Source organism: Streptomyces sp. NPDC002209, assembly GCF_042890265.1.
In the GTDB taxonomy this organism is placed as follows: Bacteria; Actinomycetota; Actinomycetes; order Streptomycetales; family Streptomycetaceae; genus Streptomyces.
The window spans coordinates 84,091-102,102 of sequence record NZ_JBIARX010000017.1; the positions used below are offsets into that span (position 1 = coordinate 84,091).

Consider the following 18,012-nt stretch of genomic DNA (forward strand, 5'->3'; position numbering starts at 1 on the left):
GGGGGCCGGTCACCCGGCCAGTAGGCTGCGGGTCCACCCGCTCCCTTCCCGTTCCCGAGGTACCGCGCAGTGAGCCCAGCACCGCCCCCCATGCCCGTGTCGGTCGTCGGCCTCGGCGCCGACGGCTGGGCCGGGCTCACCGCCGCCGCGCGGTCCGCGCTGACCGGGGCCGAGGTGCTGATCGGCGGGCCGCGGCAGCTGGACCTGCTGCCGTCCGGCGAGTGCGCCGGCGAGCGGGTGGCCTGGCCGAGCCCGCTGCGGCCGGCCGTGCCGAAGCTGATGGCGGAGCACGCGGGCCGCCGGATCGCGGTGCTGGCGAGCGGCGACCCCATGTTCTACGGGATCGGCCGGGCCCTGGCCGAGGAGCTCGGGGCGGAGGGCCTGCGGGTCCACCCGCACCCCTCCTCGGTCTCGTACGCCTGCGCCCGCCTGGGCTGGCCGGTGGAGGAGACCGAGGTGGTCACGGTGGTCGGCCGCCCGGTGGCCCGGCTCGCGGCCGCACTGTACGAGGGGCGGCGGGTGCTGGTGCTCAGCGCCGGAGCGGCGACCCCGGAGGAGATCGCCGCTCTGCTTCGGGAGCGCGGCTTCGGCCCGAGCCGGATGCGGGTGCTGGAGCAGCTCGGCTCCGAGCGCGAGGACACGTACGAGGGCCGGGCCGAGAGCTGGGACCGCGCGCCCGGCGATCCGCTCAACGTGGTGGCCGTGGACTGCCGCCGCGACAGGCAGAGCGAGGTCCCTCGGCTCGGCTCGACCCCCGGCCTGCCCGACACCGCGTACGAGCACGACGGCCAGCTCACCAAGCGCCACGTACGGGCCGCGACCCTGTGCGCCCTCGCCCCGGCCCCCGGCGAGCTGCTGTGGGACATCGGCGGCGGCTCCGGCTCCATCGGCATCGAGTGGATGCGCACGCACCCCTCCTGCCGGGCGGTGGCCGTGGAGCGCGTCCCGGAGCGGGCCGCGCGCATCACCCGCAACGCGGCGGCGCTCGGCGTCCCCGGGCTGCGCGTGGTCACCGGCGCGGCTCCCGAGGCCCTCGCCGGCCTCCCGGCCCCCGACGCGGTGTTCATCGGCGGCGGGCTGACCGCGCCGGGCCTGCTGGACGCCGCCTGGGCGGCGCTGGCCCCGGGCGGCCGGCTGGTGGTCAACACCGTGACCCTGGAGTCGGAGGCGGTCCTCACCGAGCGCTACCGGCGCCACGGCGGCGACCTGGTCAAACTCGCCGTCGCGCACGCGGCGGCGGTCGGCGGTTTCACGGGCTGGCGGCAGGCGATGCCGGTCACCCAGTGGTCCGTGACGAAGCCCTGGCCGCGGACGGACCCTCCCGCAGCGGCGCACGAAGAGAACGAAGAGGACCAGGAGACGACATGACCGTGTACTTCATCGGTGCGGGCCCCGGCGCCGCCGACCTGATCACGGTGCGCGGTGCCCGGACGCTGGCCGCCGCCCCGGTCTGCCTGTACGCGGGCAGCCTGGTCCCGCGCGAACTGCTGGCCGAGTGCCCGCCGGACGCCCGCCTGGTCGACACCTCGCAGCTGAACCTCGACGAGATCATCGCCGAGTGCGTACGGGCCCACGACGCGGGCGAGGACGTCGCGCGGCTCCACTCGGGCGACCCCTCGATCTTCAGCGCCGTCGCGGAGCAGATGCGGCGGCTGGATGCGTCCGGCATCCCGTACGAGGTGGTCCCCGGCGTCCCGGCGTTCGCCGCGGCGGCGGCCGCGCTGAAGCGGGAGCTGACCGTCCCCACCGTCGGGCAGACCGTGATCCTGACCCGGATCGCCCAGCAGGCCACCCCCATGCCGCCCGGCGAGGACCTGGCCACCCTGGGCCGCAGCGGCGCGCTGCTGGTCCTGCACCTGGCCACGCGCTACGTGGACCGGGTCGTCGCCGAACTGCTGCCGCACTACGGGGCCGAGTGCCCGGTGGCGGTCGTGGCGATGGCCAGCCGCCCGGACGAGCTGATCCTGCGCGGCACGCTGGCCGACATCGCCGACCAGGTGAAGGAGGCGGGCCTGGTCCGCACCGCGGTGATCGTGGTGGGCCGTACGCTCGGCGCCGAGCAGTTCCGCGACAGCCACCTGTACTCGCCCGAGCGCGACCGGCATGTCTGCTGATCCGGACCGCCACGTCCTGATCCTGGGCGGTACGACGGAGGCCCGGCGCCTCGCGGAGGCGCTCGCCGGGGATCCCTCGTACCGCGTGACCACCTCGCTCGCCGGCCGGGTGTCCGCGCCCGTGCTGCCGCCGGGCGAGGTGCGGATCGGCGGCTTCGGCGGCCCTGGCGGCCTGGCCGCCTGGATCACGGCCCACCGGGTCACGCACCTGGTCGACGCCACGCACCCCTTCGCGGAGCGGATGAGCTTCAACGCGGCCGCTGCTGCGTCGCTCTCGGGCGTCCCGCTGCTCGCGCTGCGCCGCCCCGGATGGTCCCCCGGCCCGGGGGACGACTGGCACTTCGCCGACTCCCTCGCCCAGGCGGCCGTACGGCTGCCGGAACTGGGCGGCCGGGCCTTCCTGACCACCGGCCGGATGGGCCTGCACGCCTTCGCGCACCTGGCCGACACCTGGTTCCTGGTGCGCTCGGTCGATCCGCCGGACGCACCCGTGCCGCCGAGGCTCGAAGTCCTGCTCGCCCGGGGGCCGTTCACCCTCGAAGAGGAACGGGAGCTGCTCGCGCGGCACCGGATCGACGTCCTGGTGACCAAGGACAGCGGCGGCTCGGCGACCGCACCCAAGCTGGCTGCGGCCCGCGAGGCCGGCCTCCCCGTCCTGGTGGTCCGCCGGCCGCCGGTCCCGGAGGGCGTCGCGGAGGCGGAGCGTCCGGAGGCGGCCCTGGAGTGGCTCGCGGGAGCCTGACGGAGACGGCCCGGCCCACCCGGACCCGGGCGTTGTCAGAGGGCTCTTCTACCCTCGTCGCCATGAGCACCACCACCCTGCTGATCCACGACGGCTCCGCCGCACCCGACGCCCCGGTCACCCGCATCGGCGGCCTTCCGCTGGCGCCCTCCGGCACGCGGTGGCCCACCTGTACGACCTGCTCCGGGCCGCTCTGCTTCATCGCGCAGATCGTCCTCGACGGCGGGCGCGGGATCCTCGCCGTCTTCATGTGCGCCAACGACCCCGGCAGTTGCGAGGAGTGGAGCGCGACGGCCGGCGGCAACAGGGCGTACCTCTTCCCGTCGGCCGGGCTCGTGCCGATGCCGCTGCCCGCGCTCCCCGCCGCCGAGGACGGGGACGGGGACGGGGACGAAGAAGACGAAGAGGACGACGAGGACGACGAGGACGTGCGGCAGCTGGGGGCGGTCCGTAGCGTCGAGCGCGTCACGGTGACCGAGCCGGAGTACCGGCTCGCGCGCAAGGCCTGGTCCGAGCGGAGCGGGCGCCCGGCGAACGACGTGCTCGGCCGGCTCGGCGGCGCCGCCGAGTGGCTTCAATGCGACGAGACCCCCGACTGCGCGGGCTGTGGCCGCCCCATGGAGTTCGTCGCCCGGCTGGACGAGGGTCCGGACCCCCTCACCGCCCCCAACTTCGGCTCCGGCAGCGCCTATGCGCATGCCTGCGAGCCCTGCGGCCGGGCGGCGTTCCTCTGGCAGTGCTGAGCCCCCCGCCGGAAACGACCGGCCGCCGCCCGCGGGCGCTTCGTCGCGCCCGGGGCGGCGGGCCGCGCTCGCTGCCGGTCAGGCCTCCGGGTAGCGGCGCGGGGTCCACGTCACGCGGGAACCGTCCGGCCGCTCCGTGACCTGGGTCTGCGAGGACCCGATCAGCAGGATCGTGCGCATGTCCACCTCGGACGGCTCCAGTTCACCGAGCGCGAGGATGCGGACCGACTGCTCCGGGCCGCCCACGTCGCGGGCGACCACGACCGGCGTCTGCGCCGAACGCAGCTCCAGCAGCAGCTCCTTGGCCTGGGCGACCTGCCAGGTCCGGCTGCGCGAGCCCGGGTTGTACAGGGCGAGCACCAGGTCCGCCGCGGCGGCGGCGCGCAGCCGCTCCGCGATGACCTCCCACGGCTTGAGCCGGTCCGACAGCGAGATGGTGGCGTAGTCGTGGCCGAGCGGGGCCCCGGCCGCGGCGGCTGCCGCGTTGGCGGCGGTCACCCCCGGCAGGACCCGTACGGGCACGTCCTTGTACTCCGGCTGCCCGGCGACCTCCAGTACGGCGGTGGCCATGGCGAAGACGCCCGGGTCGCCGCCGGAGACCACGGCCACCCGCTTGCCGCGGCGGGCGAGGTCGAGCGCGAACTCGGCGCGCTCCGACTCGACCTTGTTGTCGGAGCCGTGCCGGATCTGCCCCGGCTTGACGGGGACGCGGTCCAGGTACGTGGTGTACCCGACGAGCACCTCGGCGTCGGCCAGCGCCCGCCGGGTCTCGGGGGTGAGCCAGAGCGGCCCGGCCGGTCCGGTGCCGACGACGCAGACCTCGCCGGGCCCGGACGGCACGCTGCCCGGGTTGCCGATGCGGCTGGGCACGACGGCGACGGCGAAGTACGGGACGCTCGCGGGGTCGGTGTCGGCGAGGACGCCGGTCCGCTCGCCCGCCATGGTGGCGCGCTCGACGTACCGGGCCTCCGCCAGCCGTCCGCTGCCCTCCATGGCACGGCGCACGGCGGGGAAGGTACGGCCGAGCTTCATCACGACCGCGGAGTCGGTGGCGGCGAGGCGCGCGGTGAGCTCCTCCTCCGGCAGGGTGCCGGGCAGGATCGTCAGCACCTCCTCGCCCTCGACGAGCGGGGTGCCGAGCCGGGCGGCGGCGGCGCTCACCGAGGTCACCCCGGGAATCACCTCGGCCTCGTAGCGGTCGGCGAGCCGCTTGTGCATGTGCATGTACGAGCCGTAGAAGAGCGGGTCGCCCTCGGCGAGCACGGCGACGGTCCGGCCGGCCTCCAGGTGCGCGGCCAGCCGGGCGGCGGACTGCTCGTAGAACTCCTCCATCGCCCCCTGGTAGCCGCCGGGGTGGTCGGTGGTCTCGGTGGTGACCGGGTAGACCAGCGGCTCCTCGACGTGGTCCGCGCGCAGGTGCCCGGCGGCGATGGAGCGGGCGATCGAGCGGCCGTGGCGGGCGCTGTGGTACGCGACGACATCGGCCTCGGCGATGACCTGGACGGCCCGGAGGGTCATCAGGGAGGGGTCGCCGGGGCCGAGCCCGACGCCGTACAGCTTTCCGGTGCCGGCTGCGGTGCTGGCTGCGCTGCTCATTCTTCCTCGCTCGCGATCGCGTTGACGGCGGCGGCCGCGATGGCGCTGCCGCCGCGCCGGCCGCGCACGATCAGGTGGTCGAGGCCGGAGGCGTGGGCGGCCAGCGCGTCCTTGGACTCGGCGGCGCCGATGAAGCCGACCGGGACGCCGATGACGGCCGCGGGGCGCGGGGCGCCCTCCTCGATCATCTCGAGCAGTCGGAACAGCGCGGTCGGCGCGTTGCCGACGGCGATCACGGAGCCCTCCAGCAGGCCGCGGTCGCGCCAGACTTCGAGGGCGGCGGCGCTGCGCGTGGTGCCCATCTTCGCGGCGAGGGCGGGCACGGCCGGGTCGGAGAGGGTGCAGATGACCTCGTTGTCGGCGGGCAGCCGCTTGCGGGTGACGCCGCTGGCGACCATCTGCACGTCGCACAGGATCGGCGCGCCGGCACTCAGGGCGGCACGCGCGCGCAGCACGACGTCGGGGGTGTAGCCGAGGTCACGGGGCAGGTCGGTCATTCCGCAGGCGTGAATCATGCGTACCGCGACCTGGGCGACGGAGGCGGGCAGCCCGGAGAGGTCCGCCTCGGCGCGGATCGTGGCAAAGGACTGGCGGTAGATCGCCGCGCCGTCCTTCTCGTACTCGAACACTGTGTACTCGCTCATTTCTTCGCTGCGTCGTGGGAGGTGGTGCGGCGTGCGTCCGCGAGGGCCGCGGGAAGTTCGGAGGTCTGCAGGCCGCGGCGCGCGGTGCGGCCGGGGGCGGAGAGGTCGTAGCCCGCGGGGGTGGCGACCAGGTCCACCCACGCGGTGCCGCGCGGGTGCCCGCACCGGCGTTCGCATCCGGACCAGTGCACGGGCAGGGGGCCGGTCGCGCGGGTGACGGCTGCGCGCGCGTCGGCGCGTACGTCCGCGAGGGATTTGGCGCAACCGGGGCGACCGGTACAGGCGGTGACGGACCGCCAGGGGTCGTCGGGGGCGGTGACCAGCCCGGCCTCGGCGAGGGCGGCCAGTTCTCGTGCTGCGGCGTGGGCGGGCAGGCCGGGGACGACGATGCCGCGCCAGGGGGTCAGGCGGATACGGCCCGTGAGGCCGGCCAGCAGGCGCCACTGCGCGGTGGTCAGGCGGCCCAGCGGGGCGAGGACGCTGAGCGCGACGGTCCCGTCGGGTCCGGTGACGGTCCCCGGCTCGGGAGCCCGCCCGTGCGGGCCGTACGGGGACGCGGCGTCGGCCGAGGCCGGTGCGGGCAGCGCCCCGGCCTCGGCGGCGATGCCGACGGCCGCCAGCCGGTCCGTCAACCCGGCTGCGTCCAGGGCGTGTTCGGCGGGCAGCTCGGCGATCCGCCAGGCCCGGGTGCCGGCTGCGCGCGCCGCGTCCAGGAAATACAGGGCGGCGGTCAGCGCGGCCCGCGGCGCGTCGGCCGAGGCGACGAGCACCGCCCGTGCGGGGCGCTGCCCCGCGGGGTCGGATCCGGTGTCCGGGGCGTCGGTGTCCGGGGTCCCGGCGCCCGGGGCGTCGGCGGTGCGCTCGGCCGGTGTGCCGCCCAGCAGCAGCAGTGCCCGGTCGGCGCCCCGTGCCAGCACGGTCACGTCCGCGGCCAGCGAGCGCGCGTCGCCGCGGCCGTCGTCGAGTGCGAACAGGAAACGCCCGGAGAGGGCGGCCGCGGCCGGCTCGGCGCACAGCAGCCGGTCCAGCTCCGCGACCCAGGGGGCCACATCGGGCAGACCGCGCCGGTCGAGGCCGGTCAGCGGCGAGGCGACGATGTTGCGGACCCGCTCGTGGGTGGGCGCGGGCAGCAGGCCGGCGCGGACGAGCACGGACTGCAGCGCGCCGCCGCAACTCGCCCCGAGTCCGCGCAGTTGCGCGTTGCCGCGGGAGGTGAGGTCGATGTGCCCGTCGCCGAGCCGGTCCGCGGCATCGGCCAGCAGCAGGGCCGCGTCCGCGCCGAGCATCCCGCCGGGCACCCGGACCCGGGCCAGGAAGCCGTCGTCCGCGGCATGCAGCCGCAGCGCACCGGGGCATGCGTCACCGCGGTCGCGTATGACGGGTTCGTCCCGTGGTGCGGCGGAAGGGGGCTGGGGCGGCATGGCGGCGAGCATACCCACGATTCCCCCGCCCCGACCTGTGGCCGTCGCCACCCACCCCCTCCGCGGAGCGGGGGCGCGCGGGGGGTCGGGGGGCGCGGGCGGGCCTGTCGGGCGAACCTCCCGGCGCGGGCCACCCCCACTCCCGGTCAGGGAGATCGCCACCTAAGATGACCAGCGGCGGAGCCCCATGGCCCGCCGGGAGGAAGCCCGGTGCGAATCCGGCGCGGTCCCGCCACTGTGAACCCTGCAGAGCCATCCGCCGGGTGAGTCAGGAACTCCCGCTGTCCTCACTGCCCGGGGCGCGGAAACCCCGAGGAAGGCCTGCCGCCGCATGATCCTGCTGCTGTCGACGTCCGACACCGATCTGCTCAGCGCCCGCGCAGCGAACACCGCGGACGGCCCCGTGCCGTACCGGTTCGCGAACCCGTCCCGCCTTCCCCTCGACGATCTGCCCGGGCTGCTCGACGGCGTCGACCTGGTCGTCGTACGCCTCCTCGGCGGCCTGCGCGCCTGGCAGGACGGGCTCGACCTGCTCCTGGCGCCGGCCCAGACCCGCCCGGTGGTGGTCCTGACCGGCGAACAGGCCCCGGACGCCCAGCTGATGGAGGCCTCCACGGTCCCGATCGGCATCGCGGCCGAGGCGCACGGCTACCTCGCCCACGGCGGCCCCGCCAACCTGGACCAGCTGGCCCGGTTCCTCTCCGACACCGTGCTGCTCACCGGCCACGGCTTCGAGCCGCCGGCCGCCGCGCCGACCTGGGGCCCGCTGGAGCGCACGCCCGGGGCCGGCGAGGGTCCGCGGATCGCCGTGCTGTACTACCGCGCCCACCAGATGAGCGGCAACACCGCCTTCGTGCACGCCCTGTGCGATGCCATCGAGGCCCAGGGCGCCCGGGCGCTCCCCCTCTACGTGTCCTCCCTGCGCACCCCGGAGCCGGACCTGATCGCCGCGCTGGAGTCGGCGGACGCGGTCGTCACCACCGTCCTCGCGGCCGGCGGCACCAAGCCCGCCACCGCCTCGGCGGGCGGCGACGACGAGTCGTGGGACGCGGGCGCGCTGGCCGCGCTCGGCGTCCCGATCCTGCAGGCCCTGTGCCTGACCGGCTCGCGCAGCGCCTGGGAGGACAACGACGAGGGCCTGTCCCCGCTCGACGCCGCGACGCAGGTCGCCGTGCCCGAGTTCGACGGCCGTCTGATCACCGTCCCGTTCTCCTTCAAGGAGCTCGACGAGGACGGGCTGCCCGCGTACGTGGCCGACCCCGAGCGCGCCGCCCGCGTCGCCGGCATCGCCGTCCGGCACGCCCGGCTGCGGCACATCGAGCGCCGCGACAAGAAGATCGCGCTCGTCCTGTCCGCGTACCCCACCAAGCACTCCCGCATCGGCAACGCGGTCGGCCTCGACACCCCGGCCAGCGCCGTGGAGCTGCTGCGCACCCTCATCGCGGGCGGCTACGACTTCGGCCCCGTCGAGGAGATCCCGGGCCTGGTCTCCGGCGACGGCGACGAGCTGATCCGCGCCCTGATCGAGGCCGGCGGCCACGACCAGGACTGGCTGACCGAGGAGCAGCTGGCCCGCAACCCCGTCCGGATCCCGGCCGCCGACTACAAGCGGTGGTTCGCCGAGCTCCCCGCCGAGCTGCGCGAAGACGTCGAGGAGCACTGGGGCGAGGCCCCGGGCAACATGTTCGTGGACCGCTCGGCCAACCCGGAGGGCGACATCGTCCTCGCGGCCCTGCGCCGCGGCAACCTCCTCATCCTGATCCAGCCGCCGCGCGGTTTCGGCGAGAACCCGATCGCGATCTACCACGACCCGGACCTGCCGCCCTCGCACCACTACCTGGCCGCGTACCGGTGGATCCAGGCCCGCGCCGAGGACGGCGGCTTCGGCGCCGACGCCATGATCCACCTGGGCAAGCACGGCAACCTGGAGTGGCTGCCGGGCAAGAACGCCGGCCTGTCGGCGGCCTGCGCGCCGGACGCCGCGCTCGGCGACCTGCCGCTGATCTACCCCTTCCTGGTGAACGACCCGGGCGAGGGCACGCAGGCCAAGCGCCGCGTGCACGCCACCCTGGTCGACCACCTGGTGCCGCCGATGGCGCGTGCGGAGTCGTACGGCGACATCGCGCGCCTGGAGCAGCACCTGGACGAGTACGCGCAGATCTCCGCGATGGACCCGGCGAAGCTGCCGGCCATCCGCGCCCAGATCTGGACCCTGATCCAGGCCGCGAAGCTCCACCACGACCTGGGTCTGGAGGAGCGCCCGGACGACGAGGGCTTCGACGACTTCCTGCTGCACGTCGACGGCTGGCTGTGCGAGGTCAAGGACGCCCAGATCCGCGACGGCCTGCACGTCCTGGGCGGCGCCCCGACCGGCGCGGCCCGGGTCAACCTGGTCCTGGCGATCCTGCGCGCCCGTCAGATCTGGGGCGGCACCACGGCCCTGCCCGGCCTGCGCGAGGCGCTCGGCCTGGACGAGTCCGCGGCCACCCGTACGACCGCCGACGAGGCGGAGGAGGCGGCCCGCGCTCTGGTGCAGGCGATGGAGGACGCGGACTGGGCCCCGGAGGCGGTGGCTTCGGTCGCCGCAGGGTACGCGGCGGAGGTGGCGGCCGTACTGGACTTCGCGGCCCGGGAGGTCGTCCCGCGGCTGGCCGGCACGACCGACGAGATCGCGCACGTGGTGAGCGCGCTGGACGGCGCCTTCGTCCCGGCGGGCCCCTCGGGTTCCCCCCTTCGGGGCCTGGTGAACGTCCTGCCCACGGGCCGGAACTTCTACTCGGTCGACCCGAAGGCCGTCCCGTCCCGCCTCGCGTGGGAGACGGGCCAGGCCCTGGCCGACTCCCTGCTCACCCGCTACCGCACGGACAACGGCGAGTGGCCCGCCTCGGTCGGCCTGTCCCTGTGGGGCACGAGCGCGATGCGCACCGCGGGCGACGACGTCGCCGAGGCGCTGGCCCTGCTGGGCATCCGCCCGGTCTGGGACGAGGCCTCGCGCCGCGTCACCGGCCTGGAGCCGATCCCGCTCGAGGAGCTGGGCCGCCCGCGCATCGACGTCACGCTGCGCATCTCGGGCTTCTTCCGGGACGCGTTCCCGCACGTGATCGGCCTGCTGGACGACGCGGTACGGCTGGCGGCGTCCCTGGACGAGCCCGCGTCGGAGAACTTCGTCCGGGCCCACGCCCAGGCGGACCTCGCCGAGCACGGTGACGAGAGGCGCGCGACGACCCGTATCTTCGGCTCGCGCCCGGGCACGTACGGCGCCGGCATCCTCCAGCTGATCGACTCCCGCGACTGGCGTACGGACGCCGACCTCGCGGAGGTCTACACGGTGTGGGGCGGCTACGCGTACGGCCGCGGTCTGGAGGGCCGACCGGCCCGCGCCGAGATGGAGACCGCGTACAAGCGGATCACGGTGGCCGCGAAGAACACGGACACCCGCGAGCACGACATCGCCGACTCGGACGACTACTTCCAGTACCACGGCGGGATGGTGGCCACGGTCCGCGCCCTGCGCGGCACGGCCCCGGAGGCGTACATCGGCGACTCCACCCGCCCGGAGACGGTCAAGACCCGCACCCTGGTCGAGGAGACGTCCCGCGTCTTCCGCGCCCGCGTGGTCAACCCCAAGTGGATCGAGGCGATGCGCCGCCACGGCTACAAGGGCGCCTTCGAGCTGGCGGCGACCGTGGACTACCTCTTCGGCTACGACGCCACGACGGGCGTCGTCGCGGACTGGATGTACGACAAGCTGACCGAGACGTACGTCCTGGACCCGACGAACCGCGCCTTCCTGGAGGAGGCCAACCCCTGGGCCCTGCACGGCATCGCGGAACGCCTCCTGGAGGCCGAGTCGCGCGGCATGTGGGAAAAGCCGGACGCCCAGATCCTCGAAGCCCTCCGCCAGGTGTACCTGGACACGGAGGGCAACCTGGAGGGCGAGGCGGAGTAGTCCGCACCACACGGAGCCGGACCGGCAACTCCTCACCCGGGTACGGGTGGGAGGGCCGGTCCGGCTCTTTGCGTTCCGGCTCCCGGGCGGCTCAGCTCAGCCGTACGGGCAGGCTGAGCAGCCCGCGGTGGCGGGGGTTGGACTGCCACCGCGCCTCGTGCGTCTCGTGCAGGCGAAGGCGGGGGAAGCGCTCGAGGATGCGGGTGAGGGCGATCTCGCCCTCGAGGCGGGCGAGCGGCGCCCCGAGGCAGTGGTGGATGCCGTGGCCGAAGGCGAGGTGGCGGCCCGCGTCGGCCCTGCCGATGTCGAACCGGTCGGGGTCGGCGAACACGGCCGGGTCCCGGTCGGCGCCGAGCAGCGAGATCTGGACGAACTCGCCCTTCCGGATGGTCACTCCGCCCACCTCGATGCGCTCGGTGGCGTAGCGGAACGACGCGAGGCCGGACGGGGACTCGTAGCGCAGGACCTCTTCGACGGCGCCCGCCACCAGTTCCGGGCGGGCGCGCAGGGCGGCGAGCTGGTCGGGGTGGCCGAGCAGGGCGTGGATGCCGTTCGCGACGAGGTTGACCGTGGTCTGGTGGCCAGCGACGACGAGGAGGAAGGACATGGAGGTGATCTCGTCCTCGGTGAGCGCGTCGCCGTCCTCGTCCCCGGCGGTGAGCAGGGCGGACAGCAGCCCGTCGCCGTCCGGGTTCTCGCGCTTGAGGGCGACGAGGGCGCGCAGGTAGGCGAGCATGCTCTCGGCCGTGAAGACGGAGACCTCGCCGTCGCCCTGGCCGCCGCCGAGGCTGTTGCCCCGTATCTGAAGGATCTCGTGGTCCGCGTCGGAGGCGCCGAGCAGCTCGAAGGCGACCGCGACCGGCAGCGGGAGGGCGAACTCCGAGATCAGCTCCGCCTCGGCCTTGCCCTCCAGGGCGTCGAGCAGCCCGCCGACGAGCTGTTCGACCATGGGCCGCAGGCTCGCGGTGCGGCGGGCGGTGAACGCCTTCTGGACGATTTTGCGCAGCCGGGTGTGGTCGGGCGGGTCGGCGTTGAGCATGTGCGAGAACATCGCCGCCCCGGGCCCCTCGGTGAGCCCGATGTGCCGGCCGAACCGCTGGGCCGCCCGGTTCTTCGACAGCCTCGGGTCGGCCAGGAGGGCCTTCGCCTCCGCGTGGCCGGTGACGACCCAGCCCTCGACCGCACCGGGTCCGGGGTAGCGCACGTAGCGGATGGCGCCGTCGCGCCGCCAGCGCCCGTAGATCTCGTGGGCGCGGTCCTGCCAGTCGGCGGCCAGGATCTCGGCGTTCTTGCGGTCCCGGCCCCGGCGGTCGTGGGTCTTGCGGTCACGCATGGTGCACCCGGTTCTTGTGGCCGACGTGGACGGTCTTCACACCGAGGAGGCCGACGAGCGGCACGTCGGCGGTGCGCTGGCCGGGGGCGACGACGAGTCCGGTCCGGCGGATGTGGTCGAGCAGGAGTTCCGCCAGCGGCATCACCATGTGCCGCCCCCAGCAGCGCTCGCTCGCGTGGCCGAACGGCATGTACCCGGGGGTGGCGTCCGGGTCGAGGGTGTCCCACCGGGCGGGCCGGAACTCCTGCGGGGCCTCCCACAGGGCGGGGTCTCGGTGGGTGAGCAGCGGCAGCACGAGCACGTCGTCGCCGGGCCCGATGCGGGGGTCGAGGGCGGGGTACTCGGGGCTGCGGTTGCGCAGCAGGTTCCAGGAGGGCGGCAGCAGCCGCATCGCCTCGTAGAGGATGTTCCGGTTCGAGTCGCCGTCGTCGAACGGGGAGCCGAGCCACAGGGCGTTCGCGACGAGCGTGGAGACGGTGAAGCAGACGGGAGCGGCCGCGCGCCGGTACATGCCCATGGCGTACCGGCGGTCGTGGTACCCCTCGGCCTCGGCGAACAGGCTGCCGATGTGGGTCAGGTGCGGGCCGGGCCGCGGCCGGCGCGGGAGCGCGGCTCCGGCGACGATCGTGGACCACGTCAGCTTCGGGTCGATCTCCAGCGTCCGGGACATCAGGATCCGCAGGCGCGCGGGGTCGTCGCGCAGGATCAGATCGCGGAGGAAGGTGTGGCCGGTGAGGGGCCACGGCCCCGACAGATCCGCGTCCCGGGGTATCGGGCGCTCCAGGGCCTTGCGCACGTCCTTGCCGATGGTGCGCATCACCGAAGAGGCCTCGGTCTTGGAAATGGAGCGGCCGTGCAGGGGCTTGAATGTCGGGCGCTCGGTCTCGGTGGCCTTTCGCGCGGCGAGAATCCTGTCGGAGAGTTCCGCTCCGGCAATTCCGATGGTGTCCGGTTCCAGCCGGACGAGGTCCTTTCCCAGATGGTCGTCGATGAGTGCCTGGAGTCGGGGGGCGAATACGGTGGCGCGGCGCGTGCGCGCACGCGCCGGGGGTGTGGCTGGCATATGAGGGCTCCGGGGAATGCCGAAGGCCCGTACCCGGCGGGGCCGGAAGGGCCGGGGCCGGCTCTGCCGGGTACGGGCCCGGTGCTGGGATTTCCGGCTTAGTACCAGAAGTACCAGGCGCTCTGCTTCAGGCTCGGCTCGCTCTTCTTGACGAACGAAAGGTCCCGGCAGATCGGGGCACTGCGCAGGACAGCAAGAATCTTGTTCATTTCTTTTCCCTCCTCAGTGTGCTTGCGCACATCAATGGGACGACCGGGTACGGCAGTTGATGTGCAGGGAAAGCGCATCCGCCGTATTGCGTGGCCGCTGCAGCGAGTAGACACGGAAGTGACGGAAGTAGTCAATGGTTCCGCTTTTACGCTGGCCGAATCCGATACCCCGCGGACTTCCCCCGCACCTTCGAATGAATTCGAACGCCGCGTGACGACTCGAATACCGGAACCTCCTGGAATCCGCCTCGTGCCTGTACATGCGGGTGGGCGCGAAACCGCGCACGGTCATACGGCGTCACGTGGCGTTCGACCCGGCACGGGACGGGACCGGCGCAGGACGCGGCCGGGGTGCCCCTATCTCCAGCCAGGCACCTGCGCCCCGGAACGGCCCATGCGTCACCTGATGCGGTGAACCGACCCTTGACGGGCGGCCGGACCGGGTAGGGGCGTGCTGATCTCGTGCGGGGGCCACGGCCAAGGGGCCCCCGCGCCCTCGGACGGAAAGGTCCATCCCGCCGTGACACAGCCGTTTCAACTGCCGGATTTCTACGTGCCCTATCCGGCGCGACTGAACCCGCACCTGGAGGCCGCGAGAACGCACACCCGGCGGTGGGCCCGCGACTTCGGGATGCTGGAGGGGTCCGGCGTCTGGACGCAGCAGGACCTGGACGCGCACGACTACGCGCTGCTGTGCTCGTACACCCACCCCGACTGCGACGGCGACGCGCTGGACCTGGTCACCGACTGGTACGTGTGGGTGTTCTTCTTCGACGACCACTTCCTGGAGGTCTACAAGCGCACCCAGGACCGCGAGGGCGCGAAGAAGTACCTCGACGGGCTGGCCGCCTTCATGCCGATGGACCTCGCCGACGGGTTCCCCGAGCCCGCGAACCCGGTCGAGGCGGGCCTGAAGGACCTGTGGTCGCGGACGGTGCCCGCGATGTCGATGGACTGGCGGGAACGATTCTCCGAGTCGACGAGGAACCTCCTCAACGAGTCGATGTGGGAGCTCCACAACATCAACATCGGCCGCGTGGCCAACCCGCTCGAGTACATCGAGATGCGCCGCAAGGTCGGCGGCGCCCCCTGGTCCGCGGGGCTGATCGAGTACGTGTCCGCCGAGGTGCCGGCCCGGGTCGCGCACGCGCGCCCGCTCGAGGTGCTGCGCGACGCGTTCTCCGACGCGGTGCACGTCCGCAACGACATCTTCTCCTACCAGCGCGAGGTGGAGCAGGAGGGCGAACTCTCCAACGCCGTCCTGGTCCTGGAGACCTTCCTGAAGTGCACCACCCAGGAGGCCGCCGACCTGTCGAACGACCTGCTGACCTCGCGGCTCCAGCAGTTCGAGTACACGGCCCTCGCCGAGGTCCCCGCGCTCGCCGCCCGGCACGGGCTCGACCCCGTCGAGCAGGCGTCCGTACTCGCGTACGCGAAGGGCCTGCAGGACTGGCAGTCCGGCGGCCACGAATGGCACATGGTCTCCAGCCGCTACATGAACGCGCAGGCCAAGGCGGGAGCGGCGGCCCCGCTCACCCTGCCCTTCATGCCCAGCGGGCCCGGAACCGCCGCCCTCGACCTGCGTTCGGTGTTCACCCCCCGCGCCATGGACATGCGCCGGCGCAGCTTCACGCACGTGCCGCTGCGGAAGGTGGGCCCTTCCCTGCTGCCCGACTTCCACATGCCCTTCCCGCTCACCCTCAGCCCGCACCTGGATCGGGCCCGCCGCGAACTGGTGCTCTGGTCGCGGGAGATGGGCCTGCTGACCGTGCAGCCCGGCGATCCCGGCTCCGACATCTGGGACGAGGACAAGCTGGTCGGCATGGACTTCGCCCTGTGCTCGGCGGGCATCGACCCCGACGCCACGGCCGAGTCCCTGTGCCTGAGCGCACAGTGGCTGACCTGGGGCACGTACGCGGACGACTACTACCCCAAGGTCTTCGGCGGCTCGAAGTCACCCGGCGCGGCCCGGGCGGCGACCGACCGGCTGATCTCCATGATCCCGGTCGATCCGGCCGGGGCCCCGGAGCCGGTCACCGCGATGGAGCGGAGCCTGAAGGACCTGTGGGCCCGCACCGTCGCCGGGATGGGCGCTGCGGCGCGCGCGGAGTTCCGCGGGCACGTGACCGGGATGCTGGACAGCTGGGTCTGGGAGATCGGCAACGCGGCCGTGAACCGGATTCCCGACCCGGTCGACTACGCCGAGATGCGCCGCTTCACGTTCGGTTCGTACCTGACGATGTTCCTGGCCAGGTTCGGCCACGAGGGCGACGGCGTCCCGCCCGAGGTCTACCGGGACGGCGTGATGCGCTCACTGGAGAGCGCGGCGGCGGACGTCGGGTGCATCGTCAACGACCTCCACTCGTACCAGAAGGAGATCGAGGTCGAGGGCGAGGTCCACAACCACGTCCTCGTCACCCAGAACTTCTTCGACATCGACTACCCGCAGGCGTTCGCGATCGTCGCCGACCTGCTGGAGCAGCGCACCCGGGAGTTCGAGCACATCCGGGACCATCAGCTGCCGGTGCTGTACGAGGACCACGGCCTCGGCCGGCGGGCGCGCGCCTCGCTCGACGCGTACGTGCGGGAGCTGGAGGACTGGATGGCCGCCGTCCTGAACTGGCACCAGAACGTGCGCCGTTACCGCGACGAGGACCTCTACCCGAGGCCCACCGGGCTGACCCCCGGGGCCTGGAGCTCCTCCTTCGGCATGTCGGCGGCCCGCATCACCCTGCCCGCCTGATCCCGCACCGCCCGGCCCGGCCCGGCCCGGCGGTGCGCGTACCGCCGGGCCGGGCGGGCGGACTGCGTTCCTGCGGGCGCGGTTACCGCGGACCGGTCCAGCCGGCCGGGACGTGGCCGAGACGGACGCGCTGGGGGTGGTCGCCGACGGGGACGGAGACCCGTTTGGTCCCGGTGGCGAAGTCGATGGCGGTGACCCGGTCGGCGCCGCTCTCGGAGATCACGCAGGCCGTGCCGTCCCCGTCTACGGTGGCCCAGTACGGCTTGTCGGCCCGGACCAGCTGCCCCTCGGTGAGGGTGGCGCGGTCCACGACGGTGGCGTAGTCGTCCATGGTGCCCGCGATGCAGAGCTTGGCCCCGTCCGGGCTCATGGACATGCCGTGGTGGCGGGAGTCGTTGACCCAGGTGGTGCGGTCCGCGTTGGTGGCGGGATTGCGGGGCAGCTCCTTGATCCGGGTGATCCGGTCGGTGGCCACGTCGTATTCGACGACCCCGTTGAAGAAGGACACCTGGAAGTAGAGCTTGGACTCGTCGGGGCTGAACGACATGGGGCGGACGGCGTCGGACAGGTCCGGGCGGCCGAAGGCGTCCAGCCGCTCGCGCATGTCGATCACGCGGACCGTGCGGAAGGTCTGAGCGTCGACGACGGTGATCTTCCGGTCGCCCTTCGTCCAGTCCAGCCACGGGGCGTCGAGGGCGGAGGTGACGTCCCCGATGGAGCTGTTCCACAGGTGGCGGCCGTCCCGGGAGAAGGTGTTCTCGTGGGGCTTGTCGCCGGTCGGGAAGGAGCCGAGCTGGCGCCCGGTGGCGATGTCCAGGACGTGCACGGTGTTGGCGGTGGAGGCGGAGACGGCGACGCGGGTGCCGTCCGGCGAGACCGCCATGTGGTCGGAGCGGTAGCCGGCGACGGGGAAGCGCCAGTTGACCCGGCCCGTGCGCACGTCGATCGAGACGACGTCGGCGAAGCTGGGGCGGGAGGCGACCACGGCGGTGCCGTCCGGGGTGGTGTACATGTCGTCCACGAACTGGTCGTGGCCCTCTCCCGCAGTGTTGCGGATGCCGAGGAAGAAACCGAGCTTGATCGGATCGAGGTAGATCTCCCGGAGCCGCTCCTCCTTGTCGGGGATCATGTTGATCCGGCCGACCTTGGCGAGGTCGCCGGTGGAGGCGAGCACATCGGCGGTGCCCTCCCAGTTGTTGCCGACGAACAGCACCTCGCGGACCCCGGGGCCGGCGGCGACCGGCCCGGAGGCCGATGCCGGGCCCCCGGCGAGCGAGGCCGCGACCAGCGCACAGCCGGCGAGGAGCGTGAGGACGGGGGTGCGGGCCGTGCGGGCGGTGCGGATGGTGCGGGCAGTCCTGGACATCCGCTCAACTCCGTTGCAGCGAGGCGCTGTTACCGGCGGGTAAAATAGGCGGAACAGCAAAAGGGCGCAACCCCGAGGTCACGCCCTTT

At 73.6% G+C, this 18,012-nt stretch carries 12 protein-coding genes and 1 riboswitch; of the genes, 6 read left to right on the plus strand and 6 right to left on the minus strand.

What is annotated here, in order from left to right; genetic code table 11:
• Positions 1 to 90: 90 nt before the first annotated feature.
• From cbiE to ACFYXK_RS27190, 4 genes are all read left to right on the plus strand, one after another.
• Positions 91 to 1,368: a precorrin-6y C5,15-methyltransferase (decarboxylating) subunit CbiE gene (cbiE, locus tag ACFYXK_RS27175; protein ID WP_389413523.1), complete on the plus strand. Its 1,278-nt coding sequence runs from the start codon at positions 91 to 93 to the stop codon at positions 1,366 to 1,368.
• The gene (gene cobM, locus ACFYXK_RS27180; RefSeq protein ID WP_389413487.1) at positions 1,365 to 2,114 is read left to right on the plus strand and encodes a precorrin-4 C(11)-methyltransferase; all 750 of its coding nucleotides are present in this window, start codon (positions 1,365 to 1,367) and stop codon (positions 2,112 to 2,114) included. The genes cbiE and cobM overlap by 4 nt, the downstream gene beginning before the upstream one ends.
• Positions 2,104 to 2,856, plus strand: a complete 753-nt coding sequence (locus ACFYXK_RS27185) for a cobalt-precorrin-6A reductase (RefSeq protein ID WP_389413488.1) — start codon at positions 2,104 to 2,106, stop codon at positions 2,854 to 2,856. Before cobM ends, ACFYXK_RS27185 begins: the two co-directional genes overlap by 11 nt.
• A 62-nt stretch (positions 2,857 to 2,918) precedes the next feature.
• Positions 2,919 to 3,599, plus strand: coding sequence for a hypothetical protein (locus ACFYXK_RS27190; protein WP_389413489.1), 681 nt, complete (start codon positions 2,919 to 2,921; stop codon positions 3,597 to 3,599).
• 78 nt (positions 3,600 to 3,677) lie between these two features.
• On the opposite strand, the gene ACFYXK_RS27195 is transcribed toward ACFYXK_RS27190, so the two are convergent.
• From ACFYXK_RS27195 to cobG, 3 genes are read right to left on the minus strand one after another with little or no spacing between them, the layout of a single operon-like run.
• The gene (locus ACFYXK_RS27195) at positions 3,678 to 5,195 is read right to left on the minus strand and encodes a precorrin-2 C(20)-methyltransferase (protein ID WP_389413490.1); all 1,518 of its coding nucleotides are present in this window, start codon (positions 5,193 to 5,195) and stop codon (positions 3,678 to 3,680) included.
• Positions 5,192 to 5,839 (minus strand): precorrin-8X methylmutase, encoded by a 648-nt coding sequence (locus ACFYXK_RS27200; RefSeq protein ID WP_383509860.1) that lies wholly within the window; start codon positions 5,837 to 5,839, stop codon positions 5,192 to 5,194. The genes ACFYXK_RS27195 and ACFYXK_RS27200 overlap by 4 nt, the downstream gene beginning before the upstream one ends.
• Entirely contained in the window at positions 5,836 to 7,260 is a 1,425-nt protein-coding gene (gene cobG / locus ACFYXK_RS27205) for a precorrin-3B synthase (RefSeq protein WP_389413491.1), read from the minus strand. Before cobG ends, ACFYXK_RS27200 begins: the two co-directional genes overlap by 4 nt.
• A 157-nt stretch (positions 7,261 to 7,417) precedes the next feature.
• Positions 7,418 to 7,559: riboswitch (cobalamin riboswitch) on the plus strand.
• Between the two features lie 32 nt (positions 7,560 to 7,591).
• On the opposite strand from cobG, the gene cobN reads away from it, so the two are divergent.
• Positions 7,592 to 11,209, plus strand: coding sequence for a cobaltochelatase subunit CobN (cobN, locus tag ACFYXK_RS27210; RefSeq protein ID WP_389413492.1), 3,618 nt, complete (start codon positions 7,592 to 7,594; stop codon positions 11,207 to 11,209).
• A gap of 91 nt (positions 11,210 to 11,300) precedes the next feature.
• On the opposite strand, the gene ACFYXK_RS27215 is transcribed toward cobN, so the two are convergent.
• Together ACFYXK_RS27215 and ACFYXK_RS27220 are read right to left on the minus strand one after the other, a co-directional pair.
• A complete protein-coding gene (locus ACFYXK_RS27215; RefSeq protein ID WP_389413493.1) occupies positions 11,301 to 12,542 on the minus strand; it encodes a cytochrome P450 in 1,242 nt (413 codons plus the stop codon).
• Positions 12,535 to 13,605, minus strand: coding sequence for a cytochrome P450 (locus ACFYXK_RS27220; protein WP_389413494.1), 1,071 nt, complete (start codon positions 13,603 to 13,605; stop codon positions 12,535 to 12,537). Before ACFYXK_RS27220 ends, ACFYXK_RS27215 begins: the two co-directional genes overlap by 8 nt.
• Positions 13,606 to 14,334: 729 nt before the next feature.
• Here ACFYXK_RS27220 and ACFYXK_RS27225 point away from each other — a divergent pair.
• On the plus strand, positions 14,335 to 16,557 hold the full coding sequence (locus ACFYXK_RS27225) for a germacradienol/geosmin synthase (protein WP_389413495.1): 2,223 nt from the start codon (positions 14,335 to 14,337) through the stop codon (positions 16,555 to 16,557).
• Between the two features lie 82 nt (positions 16,558 to 16,639).
• Here the strand turns inward: ACFYXK_RS27225 and ACFYXK_RS27230 are convergent, their stop codons facing one another.
• Positions 16,640 to 17,923: a YncE family protein gene (locus ACFYXK_RS27230; protein ID WP_389413496.1), complete on the minus strand. Its 1,284-nt coding sequence runs from the start codon at positions 17,921 to 17,923 to the stop codon at positions 16,640 to 16,642.
• Between the last annotated feature and the right edge of the window lie 89 nt (positions 17,924 to 18,012).

What these genes read in the sequence shown, in the direction of transcription:
- cbiE (WP_389413523.1), top strand. Translation starts at nt 91, where the DNA reads ATGCCCGTGTCGGTCGTCGGCCTCGGCGCCGACGGCTGGGCCGGGCTC.
- cobM (WP_389413487.1), top strand. Translation starts at nt 1,365, where the DNA reads ATGACCGTGTACTTCATCGGTGCGGGCCCCGGCGCCGCCGACCTGATC.
- ACFYXK_RS27185 (WP_389413488.1), top strand. Translation starts at nt 2,104, where the DNA reads ATGTCTGCTGATCCGGACCGCCACGTCCTGATCCTGGGCGGTACGACG.
- ACFYXK_RS27190 (WP_389413489.1), top strand. Translation starts at nt 2,919, where the DNA reads ATGAGCACCACCACCCTGCTGATCCACGACGGCTCCGCCGCACCCGAC.
- ACFYXK_RS27195 (WP_389413490.1), bottom strand. Translation starts at nt 5,195, where the DNA reads ATGAGCAGCGCAGCCAGCACCGCAGCCGGCACCGGAAAGCTGTACGGC.
- ACFYXK_RS27200 (WP_383509860.1), bottom strand. Translation starts at nt 5,839, where the DNA reads ATGAGCGAGTACACAGTGTTCGAGTACGAGAAGGACGGCGCGGCGATC.
- cobG (WP_389413491.1), bottom strand. Translation starts at nt 7,260, where the DNA reads ATGCCGCCCCAGCCCCCTTCCGCCGCACCACGGGACGAACCCGTCATA.
- cobN (WP_389413492.1), top strand. Translation starts at nt 7,592, where the DNA reads ATGATCCTGCTGCTGTCGACGTCCGACACCGATCTGCTCAGCGCCCGC.
- ACFYXK_RS27215 (WP_389413493.1), bottom strand. Translation starts at nt 12,542, where the DNA reads ATGCGTGACCGCAAGACCCACGACCGCCGGGGCCGGGACCGCAAGAAC.
- ACFYXK_RS27220 (WP_389413494.1), bottom strand. Translation starts at nt 13,605, where the DNA reads ATGCCAGCCACACCCCCGGCGCGTGCGCGCACGCGCCGCGCCACCGTA.
- ACFYXK_RS27230 (WP_389413496.1), bottom strand. Translation starts at nt 17,923, where the DNA reads ATGTCCAGGACTGCCCGCACCATCCGCACCGCCCGCACGGCCCGCACC.